The organism is Microtetraspora glauca, from assembly GCF_040656155.1.
Lineage (GTDB): Bacteria > Actinomycetota > Actinomycetes > Streptosporangiales > Streptosporangiaceae > Microtetraspora > Microtetraspora glauca.
The window spans coordinates 145798-158378 of the sequence record NZ_JBFALK010000015.1 but is presented as its reverse complement, the minus strand read 5'-3'; the positions used below and the strand labels follow the sequence as shown (position 1 = coordinate 158378).

13 protein-coding genes are annotated in these 12581 nt (G+C 71.9%); 6 read left to right on the top strand and 7 right to left on the bottom strand.

Features of this window, described 5'->3' with window-relative positions; genetic code table 11:
• Nucleotides 1–97 precede the first annotated feature (97 nt).
• On the top strand, nt 98–853 hold the full coding sequence (locus AB0I59_RS26545; protein ID WP_061254536.1) for an ArsR/SmtB family transcription factor: 756 nt from the start codon (nt 98–100) through the stop codon (nt 851–853).
• A 47-nt stretch (nt 854–900) separates the two neighbouring features.
• Here the strand turns inward: AB0I59_RS26545 and recD2 are convergent, their stop codons facing one another.
• From recD2 to AB0I59_RS26530, 3 genes are read right to left on the bottom strand one after another with little or no spacing between them, the layout of a single operon-like run.
• Complete coding sequence (gene recD2 / locus AB0I59_RS26540; RefSeq protein ID WP_435831078.1) at nt 901–3129, bottom strand: SF1B family DNA helicase RecD2; 2229 nt, start codon at nt 3127–3129, stop codon at nt 901–903.
• Nucleotides 3130–3187: 58 nt separating this feature from the next.
• A complete protein-coding gene (locus tag AB0I59_RS26535) occupies nt 3188–4444 on the bottom strand; it encodes an acyltransferase family protein (protein ID WP_358137043.1) in 1257 nt (418 codons plus the stop codon).
• On the bottom strand, nt 4434–5294 hold the full coding sequence (locus AB0I59_RS26530; protein WP_061254532.1) for an alpha/beta hydrolase: 861 nt from the start codon (nt 5292–5294) through the stop codon (nt 4434–4436). Before AB0I59_RS26530 ends, AB0I59_RS26535 begins: the two co-directional genes overlap by 11 nt.
• Nucleotides 5295–5341: 47 nt before the next feature.
• On the opposite strand from AB0I59_RS26530, the gene AB0I59_RS26525 reads away from it, so the two are divergent.
• Together AB0I59_RS26525 and AB0I59_RS26520 are read left to right on the top strand one after the other, a co-directional pair.
• Nucleotides 5342–6289 (top strand): sensor histidine kinase, encoded by a 948-nt coding sequence (locus tag AB0I59_RS26525; protein WP_358137040.1) that lies wholly within the window; start codon nt 5342–5344, stop codon nt 6287–6289.
• Nucleotides 6286–6741, top strand: coding sequence for a response regulator transcription factor (locus tag AB0I59_RS26520; RefSeq protein ID WP_358137037.1), 456 nt, complete (start codon nt 6286–6288; stop codon nt 6739–6741). The genes AB0I59_RS26525 and AB0I59_RS26520 overlap by 4 nt, the downstream gene beginning before the upstream one ends.
• Before the next feature lie 162 nt (nt 6742–6903).
• On the opposite strand, the gene AB0I59_RS26515 is transcribed toward AB0I59_RS26520, so the two are convergent.
• On the bottom strand, nt 6904–7800 hold the full coding sequence (locus AB0I59_RS26515; RefSeq protein WP_061254525.1) for an LLM class F420-dependent oxidoreductase: 897 nt from the start codon (nt 7798–7800) through the stop codon (nt 6904–6906).
• A gap of 99 nt (nt 7801–7899) precedes the next feature.
• On the opposite strand from AB0I59_RS26515, the gene AB0I59_RS26510 reads away from it, so the two are divergent.
• The 3 genes from AB0I59_RS26510 to AB0I59_RS26500 all read left to right on the top strand — a co-directional run bounded on the left by AB0I59_RS26510 (nt 7900) and on the right by AB0I59_RS26500 (nt 10143).
• Nucleotides 7900–8232 (top strand): ArsR/SmtB family transcription factor, encoded by a 333-nt coding sequence (locus AB0I59_RS26510; protein WP_358137034.1) that lies wholly within the window; start codon nt 7900–7902, stop codon nt 8230–8232.
• Between the two features lie 171 nt (nt 8233–8403).
• Nucleotides 8404–9750, top strand: a complete 1347-nt coding sequence (locus tag AB0I59_RS26505) for a serine hydrolase domain-containing protein (RefSeq protein WP_358137032.1) — start codon at nt 8404–8406, stop codon at nt 9748–9750.
• A 93-nt stretch (nt 9751–9843) separates the two neighbouring features.
• Nucleotides 9844–10143, top strand: a complete 300-nt coding sequence (locus AB0I59_RS26500; RefSeq protein WP_061254520.1) for a hypothetical protein — start codon at nt 9844–9846, stop codon at nt 10141–10143.
• Between the two features lie 74 nt (nt 10144–10217).
• Here the strand turns inward: AB0I59_RS26500 and AB0I59_RS26495 are convergent, their stop codons facing one another.
• The 3 genes from AB0I59_RS26495 to AB0I59_RS26485 form a co-directional block, all read right to left on the bottom strand.
• On the bottom strand, nt 10218–10436 hold the full coding sequence (locus AB0I59_RS26495; protein ID WP_358137029.1) for a hypothetical protein: 219 nt from the start codon (nt 10434–10436) through the stop codon (nt 10218–10220).
• Nucleotides 10437–10644: 208 nt separating this feature from the next.
• On the bottom strand, nt 10645–11328 hold the full coding sequence (locus AB0I59_RS26490) for a response regulator transcription factor (protein ID WP_358137026.1): 684 nt from the start codon (nt 11326–11328) through the stop codon (nt 10645–10647).
• A 15-nt stretch (nt 11329–11343) separates the two neighbouring features.
• On the bottom strand, nt 11344–12519 hold the full coding sequence (locus AB0I59_RS26485) for a sensor histidine kinase (RefSeq protein ID WP_358137023.1): 1176 nt from the start codon (nt 12517–12519) through the stop codon (nt 11344–11346).
• Nucleotides 12520–12581: the final 62 nt, after the last annotated feature.

Sequence of the window (12581 nt, the reverse complement as noted above, 5' to 3'; positions counted from 1 at the left end):
CAGGCGGTAAAGTGCGCGTCAAACAAAATCATGATCAGCGTCAGAACGGTGCGATAGTTCGGCGCTCGCCGCAACGTGGCGCACCGATGATGGACGGGTGACCACCGCTCCCCGGATCGCGCTGACCCGTCTGGCCGGACTGCTCGCCGACGGCACCCGCGCCGCCTTCTGTCTCGCGCTTCTCGACGGGCGCGCGTGGACGGCCGGAGAGCTGGCCCGGCACGCGGGAGTGGCCCCCTCCACGGCGAGCGAGCACCTCTCGCGACTGGTCGCCGGAGGCGTGCTGGCCGAGGAGCACCAGGGACGCCACCGCTACGTACGGCTCGCCGACGTCGCGGTCGCGCAACTGATCGAGGACATGGCCGCCCATGACCCGCCCGCCGACCCGCCACCCACGACCCTGCGCGCGACCGGTTCGCGCCGCGCGCTCACGTTCGCCCGCACGTGCTACGACCACATGGCCGGACGCCTCGGAGTCGCCGTCGCCGACGCGCTGACCCGCAGGCGGCTGCTCGAACGGGACGCGGGGATCGCGTTCACCGAGGCCGGGGTAGCCTGGCTGGCCGACCTGCTGGGCGAGCCGCCCGCGACGACGGGAAGGCGGCCGCTCGCCCGGCTCTGCCTCGACTGGACCGAGCGCCGCCCGCACCTGGCCGGAGCGGCGGGAGCCGCCCTCTGCCGGCACGCGCTGAACGAGGGCTGGGTGACGCGCATCGGCTCGGGACGCGCGCTCGGGATCGGACCGACCGGCGGTGAGGCCTTCTCACGGGTGCTGGACATCGACGTCGTGGCCCTGAAGCTCTCGATGGAGACCCCCATGACGTCGTCGTCGGGCCGCGCCGACACGGCCTGAACGCATCACCCCGGAAACCGCCGAGACCCACCGGGGAACTGCGCCGATCACAGAAGGCGGTGGGTCAGGCCCGTGTGCCGCCTCCCCGCCCCCTTTGTCCGTACGGCCTGGCCCAGCGCCCGGCGGGACCCCACGATGACCACGAGCTTCTTGGCCCTGGTGATCGCCGTGTAGAGCAGGTTGCGCTGCAGCATCATCCACGCGCTGGTCGCGAGGGGGATCACCACGGCGGGATACTCGCTGCCCTGGGACCGGTGGATGCTCACCGCGTACGCGTGGGCCAACTCGTCCAGCTCGTCGAAGGAGTAGTCGACGTTCTCGTCCTCGTCGGTCAGGACGGTCAGCTTGCTCTCCTCCGGCGTGATCCCGGTGACCACGCCCACGGTGCCGTTGAACACGCCGGCGGCGCCCTTGTCGTAGTTGTTCCTGAGCTGGGTGACCTTGTCGCCGACCCGGAACACCCGCCCGCCGTACCGGCGCTCGGGCATGCCCTCCCGCGCGGGGGTGAGCGCCTCCTGCAACGCGATGTTCAGCGCGCCCGCCCCGGCCGCCCCCCGATGCATGGGCGCGAGCACCTGCACGTCCCGGCGCGGGTTGAGCCCGAACTTACCGGGAATGCGGCGGGCGACGACGTCCACGGTCAACGCGGCGATTTCTTCCGGTTCTTCACAGGGGAAAAGAAAGAAGTCAGGGAATTCGCGGACCAGTGGTGATTGTCCGGTATTCACGCGATGCGCATTGACCACAACGCCCGACTGCTGCGCCTGCCGGAAGATCTGCGTGAGCCGTACCCGCGGGATGTCCGGCGCCGCGAGGAGATCGCGCAGCACCTCGCCCGCGCCGACCGAGGGCAGCTGGTCGACATCGCCGACGAACAGCAGATGCGCGCCGGGCGCGACCGCCTTGACGAGCTTGTTGGCCAGCAGCAGGTCGAGCATCGACGCCTCGTCGACCACGACCAGATCGGCGTCCAGCGGGTTGTCCCGGTCGAAGGTGGCGTCGCCGCCCGGCCGCAACTGCAGGAGCCGGTGCACGGTGGTCGCCTCGTGGCCGGTCAGCTCCGCCAGCCGCTTGGCCGCCCGGCCGGTCGGCGCGGCCAGGATGACCTTGGCGCGCTTCGCCCTGGCCAGGGTGACGATCGAACGCACGGTGAAGCTCTTGCCGCACCCGGGTCCGCCCGTCAGCACGGCCACCCGCTCGGTCAGCGCCAGCCGTACGGCCTGGGCCTGCTCGGGGGCCAGTTCGGCGCCGGTCTTGCCGTGCAGCCACTCCAGCGCGACCGGCCAGTCCACGTCCTCGAAGGCGCGCAGCCGGTTTCCCGAGGTGGCCAGCAGGCCGCGCAACGTTCCGGCGAGCGACGCCTCGGCCCGATGGAACGGCACCAGGTAGATCGCGGGGACCGTGCCCTCGGCCGCGGGGATCTCCTCCCGGACGACGCTCGCCTCGCGGGAGTCGTCGGCGGTCAGCTCCTCCAGACAGGTCGTGACGAGCTTGGCGGGAACGTCGAGGATCTTGACTGCGTCGGAGACCAGGTTGGGGGCGGGCAGGTAGCAGTGGCCGTCGTCGGCCCCCTGCGACAGGGTGTAGCGCAGGCCGGCCTTCACCCGTTCCGGGCTGTCATGGGGAATGCCGACCGCCTGCGCGATCGTGTCGGCCGTCTTGAAGCCGATGCCCCACACGTCGTCGGCGAGCCGGTAGGGCTCCTTTCTGACCACGTCGATCGAGCCGTCGCCGTACTGCTTGAAGATGCGCACCGCGATCGAGGTGGAGACCCCGACCCCTTGCAGGAAGATCATCACCTCTTTGATGATCTTCTGCTCCTCCCAGGCGGCGCCGATCATCTTGGTGCGCTTGGGCCCGAGTCCGGGCACCTCCACCAGGCGGCCGGGCTCCTCCTCGATCACCCGCAGGGTGTCGGTGCCGAAGTGGTCCACGATCCGCTCGGCCATCTTCGGGCCGATCCCCTTGATCAACCCGGAGCCGAGATAGCGCTGGATGCCCTGGACGGTCGCGGGCAGCACCGTGGTGTACGACCACACCTCGAACTGCCTGCCGTACCGCGGGTGGGAGGTCCACCGGCCGGTGAGCCGCAGCGACTCGCCCACCTGCGCACCGAGCAGCGGGCCCACCACAGTGAGCAGCTCGTTCCCCGAGCGCTCTGTCGCCACTCGGGCGATCGTGTAGCCGGTCTCCTCGTTGGCGTACGTCACGCGTTCAAGTACGGCTTCGAGGACCGCGCCCGGAGGGTTGCCGGGAGGGTTCGTCATGGCTGGCATTCTCCCGCAGCCACAGCTCCAGGCCGTACCGGGCGCCATGGGAGCGTCCCTGACGGGGCTATGCCGGTTGGCGAGCGCGTGACGGCTCGGCGGGCGGACGCTCGTGTACGGTCCCGGGACGGCCGCGCTTCCCGGGCCGGCCCCGCTCGTGGATGTGGAACGCCGCCACGCAGATCAGAAGGGCCAGCGCGAACGCCGGTAGCCACGCCAGGCGGGCGAGGACCCAGCCGGGCCCGTTCGGGACGGTGTGCAGGCCAGGGAGTGGCCCGCCAGTGATCATGCCGATCGCGGTGACCGCGATCATGGCGGTCTGGTGCCAGAGGAAGATGGTCATCGCGGACAGGTTGACCAGCGCCACGGCCGCCCAGACGGTGGGGCGGCGCAGTGCCCGCCGCAGCGGCCCCAGAAGTAGGAGAGCCGCCCCGCATTGGGCGAGTCCGAAGGTGACGGCCGCCAGCGTGGGCGGGTCGAGGTTGGAGACGGCGGCGCCGGGCACGCCCACCATGGCCACCGGGTAGCGCGCCCACAGGATGAGTGCGGCGGTGGCGGCGACCCCGCCGAGCAGCAACGTCCATCCGGTCGCTCGCCCGCACAGGCGCCCTCGGGCCCAGGCCGCACCCAGGCTGTACGGCACCAGCCACCCCGCCGCCACGTTGACCGAGCCGAGCGTGTCGAGGCCGTCCAGGCCGTACCGGGCCGAGCAGTACCGGGCCAGATCGACGAGCGCGACGATGGCGAACGGCCACAGCGGATGCAGCCGGGCGATCAGTGGGGTGGCCGCCGTCAGCACCGCCAGGACCAGCAGGAACCACAGCGGGGAGTACACCAGCTTCACCAGCGTGCGCACGGTCCGGGGGTCGGCCCCTGAGGCGAGCATCGCGACCGCTGTCACGATCCACACCACCAGCACCGCGGTGACCGGCCGGGACAGCCGGGCCATCCGCCGAACCAGCCACCGACGGTAGGTCGTGCCGCGCGCGCGGGCCGTGGCGTGGCTTCTCGCGCCCGTCTGCCCGCACACCAGGAAGAAGATCGCCAGCGTCTGGAACAGCCAGGAGGCGGGGGCGAGCTGAGGCATGTACCGGAGCGGGCTGGCCGTCCGCACGGTGCCGCTGTCGAGGATCAGGGCGGTCACCAGCCAGTGGCCGAGCACCACACCGAGAACGGCCAGGGCGCGCAGCGCGTCGACCGCGCGGTCACGTTCTGGCGGGGTCGCCGCGGCGATCCGCTGGACGAGGTCGCGCGGGATGGAGATGCGCCTGATCAGGTCGCGCGGGGTCGCCGCGGCGATCCGCTGGACGAGGTCACGCACCACGTCCCGCCTCCGACGGTGCCTGCCCGGAGACGATCCGGGCGATGTTCTCCAAGGCCACAGAACCGCCCTTCAGGTAGTCGCTGTGCCCACCGACGCCCGCCGCGAACACCCGGGCGCCGAACTCCGGCGACACGGGGTCGGCCCCGAACCCGACAGTGACGAAGGGAAGACGCAACCGGGTGTGCGGCACATCGCTGATCCAGTCGGCGGCGCCTCGGCCCGCCCAGACGGTCGCCCGGGTGCGCAACGCGGCGACGTCGTCGACGCCGACGCCGGCGCTGCCGTACAGGACGATGTCGGCGACGTCCAGCCCGGACTCGGCCCGGGCGCAGACCACGCTGCCGTAGGAGTGGCACAGCAGGGAGATCCGCGCGGCGGGCTTGGCCGCGCTCAGCTCCCGTATGAAAGTGCGCAGGTCAGGGGCCACCTCCTCGGCCCGGCCGGAGGTCAGCGCCGCGAGGCTCACGGTGCCCGGAGTCCGGTAGCCGAGCCAGGCGATGACGGCCGACCCGCCGCCGAGCTTGTGCAGCAGTCGCAGCGAGCCACCCCGCAGATATCCGTACCTGTCGAGGTCGGTGTCGGAGCCGGGAACCAGCACGGCGATCCGCTCGGCTCCGGTCAGGTCGCCGAACACCTCGGCGGCGCGGCCGCCATCACGGCCGTCGAAGAACAGGAACCGCCGCGCCGGATCCGCCATGGCGCGCAGCATCGCGGCCCGCCACCGGTGACCGCCGCCGGACGCCGTCCGCTCGGCCGCCCGGATGGCGTCACGGCCGGCGGCGTACCGCTCGGCCAGCACCACGGGGGTCGCCGCCCGCAGCGGGACGGAAGCGGCGGAGGCGGCGGGCACGGGCGCGGGGACCGCCGAAGAGCGGGCCGCACCCGGCTCTGGCTCTGGTGCTGGCCGCTTCCGCCATCGCGCCCGTCCCCCTGGGTGTGGGAGAGATCCCCATGGCCCAGTTCCTGGCGGCCGACGTCGCGCTCTACTTCATCGCGGCCAGCCGCCCGCGCCGGACCGGGATCGTCGCCGTCGCCATGGCGCTCGCCGTACTCGCCGGCTATCTCACCACGCGGCTGTTCTTCGGCTGGGTCATCGGCACCTCGGCGGAGCTGGCGGTGGCCATGACGGCCGTCATCGCGTGGCTGGTCGGTAATTCGGTGCGCCAGTCGCGAGAGCACGCCGACACCCTGAGCGCCCAGGCCACGGCCCGGGCGATCGCCGACGAACGACTCCGGATCGCACGCGAGCTGCACGACATGGTCGCGCACAGCATCGGCGTCATCGCCCTCCAGGCCGGTGCGGCACGGCGGGTCATCGAAACCCAGCCGGTACGCGCCCGCGACGCCCTGGGCGAGATCGAGACGGTCGGCCGAGAGGCGTTGTCGGGACTGCGCCGGATGGTCGGCGCGCTCCGTCAGGCCGAAAAGGAACAGGCACCACAGCCGCTCCACCCGAGACCCGGCCTGGCGGATGTCGACCGGCTGGCCGAGACGACCACGGACGCCGGTGTCCACGTCGACGTGCGATGGCGGGGCGAACTGCGTCCGCTCCCTCCGGAGATCGACGTGTCCGCCTACCGCATCATCCAGGAGGCGGTCACCAACGTTGTGCGCCACGCCGGCACCCACGCCTGCCAGGTGTCCGTCGACTACGGGGACGACGAGGTCTCCATCGAGGTCCTCGACAACGGGAACGGCCGCGGCGGCGCCATGGCCGGCGGCTACGGCCTGGTCGGGATGCGCGAGCGGGTCGGCATGCTGCGCGGGGAGTTCTCCGCCGCGCCGCGTCCCGAGGGCGGCTTCCGGGTGGCGGCCCGGCTGCCCCTACCGGCGGGAGTGGGATGACCGTCCGCGTCGTGCTCGCCGACGACCAGCCTCTGGTCCGTGCCGCGCTGCGGATGGTCATCGCGGACGCCCCCGACCTCGAACTCGTCGGGGAGGCCGGAACCGGCTCGGAAGCGGTCCGTCTGGCCGAGGACGTCCACCCCGATGTCGTGGTGATGGACATCCGGATGCCAGGCATGGACGGCATCGACGCCACCCGGCTGATCACCGCGCGCCGCCCCGCGCCCGCCCCCACGCCGCGCACGCTTGAAGGGATCACCGAACGGGAACGCGAGGTGCTGACCCTCGTCGGACGCGGCATGTCCAACACCGAGATCGCCGCTGACCTGGTCATCAGCGTCGCCACCGTCAAGGCGTACATGTCACGACTGCTCACCAAGCTGGACGCCCGCGACCGTGTCCAGCTCGTCATCATCGCCTACGAGGCGGGCCTGGTGTCAGCGTCTCGGTGACGCGAGGCGACCCGTCACCGCCCGGCGGTGACCCCGCGTGGAGGTGGATCGCACCTGCGCTCACCCCGCCCGGGGCCGCGTACGAACGGGGAGTCACGCCAAGGTGAACGCCGCGGGGGCCCTCGGCGTGACGTCCGTCCCGAGCTCGCCGACGCCGCCGTCTCAGAGCGAGAGCAGGGCCGGCGCGAGCTCCCTCAGATGGTCCAGGGGAAGCCTGCCGCCGGGCGCGAGCGGCTGGATGGCGACGTGATCGGCCCCCGCGTCCACGTGCGCCGTCACGCGCTCCCGGATGGCGTCGACGTCTCCCCAGGCCACGATCGCGTCCACGAGCCGGTCGCTGCCGCCGTCCGCGAGGTCGTCGTCGTCGAAACCGAAGGTGCGCAGGTTGTTCGCGTAGTTCGGCAGCGCCAGGTAGGGCGCCATGTGCTCGCGGGCGTACTCCCTGGCCGTGTCGGGATCGCGTTCGAGTACGACGGCCTGCTCGGGCGCGAGGATCGGGCCGGACCCGAGCACCTCGCGCGCCCGCTCGGTGTGCTCGACGGGCACGAAGTACGGGTGGGCGCCGTCGGCGTTGTCGCGGGCCAGCTCCAGCATCCTCGGGCGGAGCGCGGCGAGCAGGCGCGGCGCCGGATGTGTGGGCGCCACCGCGTCGTAGCCCGCCTGGTCCATCGCGTCGAGGTACGCGGCCATCGCCGCCACCGGCCGCCGGTAGTCGTGACCGCGCGACTGGACGAGCGGGGCGTGGCTGACGCCGATGCCGAGCACGAACCGGCCGGGGAACGCCTCGGCCAGCGTGTCGGCGCCGGAGGCCATCGCCGTCGCGTCACGGGCCCAGATGTTCGCTATCCCGGTGCCGATCGTGATCTTCTGGCTGGAGCAGAGCAGGATCGCCGCGTTGGTGAAGGCCTCCTTGGTCGTCGAACCCTCGCCGAACCACAGCGTGCCGTAACCGAGCGCCTCCATCTCCGCGACGGCGTCCCTGGCGGAGTCCGCCGATATGCGACCGATCGCCGCGTGCCACACACCCACCCTGCCGAGCCGGGTCCGCTTCGCGTCCATCCACGCCTCCTAGAATGTTCGATCGAGATGGAACAGTACACAGATGTTCGACGTGCATCGAACAGTGGGGGTCCGGCGCGAGGCCGTTCCCTCACCCACGTGCATCCCCAGGAGACGACCCTGCAGTCCGCTCTCCACGCTCTGGCCGATCCGGTTCGCCGGCTGATCCTCAGGCAGGTCGCGGAATCCCCTGACTGGACCAGGGCCTGCGGCACCTTCGACATCCCGGTGAGCAAGTCGACGCTCAGCCACCACTTCGCGGTGCTCAGGGAGGCGGGGCTGCTCGAACAGCGCGACGAGGGCACCCGAAGGACCAACCGGCTACGGGCGGCGGAGTTCGGCGCGCGGTTCCCCGGGTTGCTCGACCTCGTCCTGTCCGAGGACGGCGAGACTGCGAAGGATCGGGCGGAGGGCGGCGAGCAGGCGAGGTGACGGCAGACGCGTGACGGCAGATGGGGGCGACGACGGGTGGGGCGAAGGCGGGTGGAGCGAGGACGGCGCAGGTGAGGACGACAGCGGACGGCAGAGGACGGCGACGGCGAGACGCCGGTTTCCCGCCGATGCCGCCCGGGTCAGTCGGATCTCGCCGCTAGCCTTGGTCCCATGTCGAAGGTCGAGGAACGTACCGCTCGCGCGCTGCTGCACAGGCTCGCGGTCGAGCAGGCGGAGTCACGAGTGCCGTCACTGGCCGCCGCACTGGTCCGGAGGGGCGAGGTCGCCTGGTTCGGTTTCCGGGGAAGGGTCGACGGGGAGCCGCCCACTCCTGCCACGCAGTACCGCATCGGTTCGATCACCAAGAGCATGGTCGCGGTCGCCGTCATGCGATTGCGCGACGAGGGAGTGCTCGACCTCCTCGACCCGCTCGCCAAGCATGTGCCCGGCACCCCCGCGGGTGACGTGACGATCGCTCAGTTGCTCTCCCACACGGCCGGGCTGACCGCGGAGCCGCCCGGGGCCTGGTGGGAGCGCACCCCCGGAGCCCCGGCCGACGAGTTGATCGCGGGTCTCGGCCCGGAGATCACCCGGCATCGTCCCGGCCGCCGTTACCACTACTCCAACCTCGGCTTCGGCCTGCTCGGCGAGCTGCTCGCCCGCAAGCGCGCCATGCCCTGGACGCGGGTCGTGCGCGAGGAGGTGCTCGAACCGCTCGGCATGCGCGACACCACGCCGCGTCCGCGCGCTCCGCACGCCTCCGGGTACGCGGTGCACCCGTGGGCCGACGTGCTGCTGCCCGAGCCGGAGCACGACCACGGCGCCATGGCCGCGGCGGGGCAGTTCTGGTCCACCCCGGCGGATCTCGCCCGGTGGGCGGCCTTCGTCGGCGGCCACACGGGGGACGTACTGCGCCCGGCGACCCTCGCCGAGATGCGCGAGCCCGCGACCGTGGACGACGGAGACGCCTGGCTCGGCGGATACGGCCTGGGAATCCAGCTCGCCAGGCACAACGGCCGCCGCCTGGCCGGGCACGGCGGGTCGATGCCCGGCTTCCTGGCCACCGTGTGGGCGGATCCGGCCGATGACGTGGGCGTCCTGTTCATGGCCAACACGACCTCCGGGGTGCGGGCGTCGCTTGCCAAGGACCTGCTGGACATCCTCGCCGCGCACGAGCCGCCGCTGCCCGCCGAGTGGGTTCCCGGCTCGGCGGACGAGGACCTGCTCGCGCTCACCGGCCCGTGGTACTGGGGCCCGAGCGCCTACCTCCTGCGGGTGCTGCCCGAGCGGGGGCTCTCGCTCACCCCGGCCGGTGGACAGGGCCGTGCCTCCCGGTTCGTCGCCCAGCCGGACGGCACCTGGCTCGGCCTCGACGGTTACTACGCGGGAGAGGCCCTGCGGGTCGTCCACTCGCCCGAGGGCGTGCATCTGGATCTCAACACGTTCATCTTCACGCGGGAGCCCTACGCCCCCTCGGGGCCGGTCCCCGGCGGCGTGGACAAGGACGGATGGCGGTAACGCTTCGCGGTTTTGCTGTGACGCAGCGTGCACGATATGGTGCTCCAGCCGGGAGGACATCCTCCCAATCCCCATCCCCCATGGAGACGACCCATGAAGAGTCTGGAAGAGCGGGTGGCCGCCGTCGAGGACGCGGTGGTGCGCGCGCAATACACGGCGGACGCCGCGAACCTCGCGGTCAGCGGCATCTGGCGCGAGATGACAGACTTCCGCCGGGAGACCGTACAGCGCTTCGACGCGGTCGATGAGCGGTTCAAGTCCGTGGACGAGCGCTTCGACGGCGTCGACCGGCGTTTCGACGCCATGGATGTCCGGCTCGACCGCCTCGAGGGCAACCAGAAGGCGTCCTCCGCGATGCTGCAACTGATCCTGGACGAGGTGCGCAAGCGCTGAGTCGCCCGAGTCCGGCCATCGTCGGCCGCGGTGACCGGACTCTCGACGTGCGCTCCGGCCTGAGGGCCAGGGATTCAGCCCGTGCCGCGTGCTCGCGCGGCACCTCTGCGGCATTGTCCTTCACCGAGCCGCGCCACTGCCACGCCGGGCGTCGATGCCGGTACCGGCTCCGACGTCGAGGACGTCCGGTCCGGGTTGCCGGCGACGATCCGGTCCACCATGGCTTCGGGATAGTGGGGCCGGGTCCGGTCAGGCCCACCGGTGTCCCGGTCCTGGACGGAAGCCGCGGCCATGATCGGCTCCTACCTCGCCACCGAACGGAACTGGGCCGCATCGCGGCGGATGCCGACATCGACACGCTCGTTCCCACGCTGATCCTTGATCTGCCGGGCGGCGGCGAGGGCCTTTTCGAACTCGGGCCGGGCTTTGAGGCGGGTAGAGATCTTGTCGCGGTCGATACAGCGGGACACGTCACCACGCGGCCTCTGCGAGTGGGGGCGGTCAGGGGGCAGAGTGTGGTGGCGGGCGCACCAGGCCGGTCTGGTAGGCGATGACGACGAGTTGGGCACGGTCGCGGGCGTGAAGTTTGGTCATGGCGCGCTGGATGTGGGTGCGGACGGTGAGCGTGCTGAGGACCAGGAACTCGGCGATCTCGTCGTTGGACCGGCCTTCGGCGGCCAGGGCCATCACCTCACATTCCCGTGGGGTGAGCGCGGCCAGCCGCTCATCAGGCGCGGTGGCCGTCCCCGGCCCGGGGGCGGCGAGGAAGCGGGTGATGAGGGAGCGGGTGGCCGTGGGGGAAAGCAGCGCGTCGCCGGCGGCGACGGTGCGGATGCCGTCCAGGAGCGCCTCGGCCGAGACGTCCTTGCCCAGGAAGCCACTGGCTCCCGCGCGTAGGGCCTGGGCGACATATTCGTCGGTCTCGAAGGTGGTGAGGATCAGCACCCGGGTGGCGGCCAGGTCCGGGTCGGCGCAGATCGTGGTGGTGGCGGCCAGGCCGTCGACGTGGGGCATGCGGATGTCCATCAGGACTATGTCGGGGCGATGGGTCCTGGCCAGCGCCACGGCTTGGGCGCCGTCGACCGCTTCGCCGACCACCTCCATGTCGGGGTTGGCGTCGATGAGCATGCGGAAAGTCGCGCGCAACAGGGTCTGGTCGTCGGTGAGCAGGATGCGGATGGTCACAAGGGTCGTCCCGGGTCAGTGCAGGATGGGGAGATCGGCGGTGACGGTGAAACCGCCTTCCGGCCGGGGTCCCGCCTCGAAGTGGCCGCCCGCAGCGTGGGCGCGTTCGCGCATGCCGATGAGGCCGAAGCCGTGGCCCTGCGCGGAGGGGGGCGGCGTCGGGGCCGCGTTGTTGGTGATCATGATGGTCAGCCGGTCGCTGCCGTAGGACAGCCGGATGCGGGCGGCGCGGGTGGCGGCGTGCCGGGTGACGTTGGTGAGCGCCTCCTGCACGATCCGGTAGGCGGTCAGGTCCACGCCCGGCGACAGCGGCTGCTGTTCGCCCTCGATGGTGACGTCGACATCGAGGCCCGCGGTGGCGAGCGTGGCGGTCAGGTCCGGCAGGTGGCGCAGGCCGGGGGCGGGTTCCAGCGGGGAGTCGGTGTCGTCGGCCTGGCGCAGCAGGCCGACGGTGGCCTTCAGTTCGCGCAGCGCCGAGGAGGTGGTGGCGGCCAGGTCGGTGAGCAGGTGCTGAGCCTGGCCGGGACTGGTGCGGGCCAGGTAGGTGGCGGTGCCGGCCTGGGCGTTGGCCAGGGCCAGGTGGTGGGCGACCACGTCGTGCAGTTCGCGGGCGATGCGCATGCGTTCCTCGGCGACGCGGTGGCGGGCCTCTTCCTCGCGGGTGCGTTCGGCGTGCTCGGCGCGGGTCTGGACGGCCTGCAGGTAGGCGTGCCGCAGGCGGGTCACGGAGCCCGCGACGACCGGCAGGATGAGGCAGAAGATGGGATTGATGGTGGTCAGCGGCCAGGGGTGGTCGAACCGGTCACCGAACAGCGCCGTCGGGACGATCATCGCGGTGGCGGCCAGGCAGTAGCCGAGGGTGGCCCGGCGAGGGAGTCGTACGGCCAGTTCGTAGAGCGCGGCCATGACCGGGGCGAGCAGCAGCGGGGTGAGCAGGTAGCCGACGCCTGCGGCGGCGGCCGCGCACACCGCGGTGACCACGACCACGGTCCGGGGATGGCTGCGGCGCCACAACAGGGCCAGACAGGCGGCGACGGCCAGCGGGATGGCCGAGGCCCAGTCCAGGCCGTGGGCGTAGGGGCGGCTGGCGTAGAGGGAGAGCGGACCGGAGGCGACGCACAGCAGCGCGACGAGCGTCGCCTCGACGACGTGGGGGTGGTCTGTGGCGTACTGACGCCAGTTGAGGGTCATCGCGTGCTCCGGTCGGTTGCTGTGTGCCCATGGTCGGTGACCTGGGGCTTCGATGCCAAACG

Excerpts from the sequence above, each read along its gene's own strand:
- recD2 (WP_435831078.1), bottom strand. The coding sequence starts at position 3,129 with ATGCCAGCCATGACGAACCCTCCCGGCAACCCTCCGGGCGCGGTCCTC.
- AB0I59_RS26520 (WP_358137037.1), top strand. The coding sequence starts at position 6,286 with ATGACCGTCCGCGTCGTGCTCGCCGACGACCAGCCTCTGGTCCGTGCC.
- AB0I59_RS26515 (WP_061254525.1), bottom strand. The coding sequence starts at position 7,800 with ATGGACGCGAAGCGGACCCGGCTCGGCAGGGTGGGTGTGTGGCACGCG.
- AB0I59_RS26505 (WP_358137032.1), top strand. The coding sequence starts at position 8,404 with ATGTCGAAGGTCGAGGAACGTACCGCTCGCGCGCTGCTGCACAGGCTC.
- AB0I59_RS26500 (WP_061254520.1), top strand. The coding sequence starts at position 9,844 with ATGAAGAGTCTGGAAGAGCGGGTGGCCGCCGTCGAGGACGCGGTGGTG.
- AB0I59_RS26495 (WP_358137029.1), bottom strand. The coding sequence starts at position 10,436 with ATGGCCGCGGCTTCCGTCCAGGACCGGGACACCGGTGGGCCTGACCGG.
- AB0I59_RS26485 (WP_358137023.1), bottom strand. The coding sequence starts at position 12,519 with ATGACCCTCAACTGGCGTCAGTACGCCACAGACCACCCCCACGTCGTC.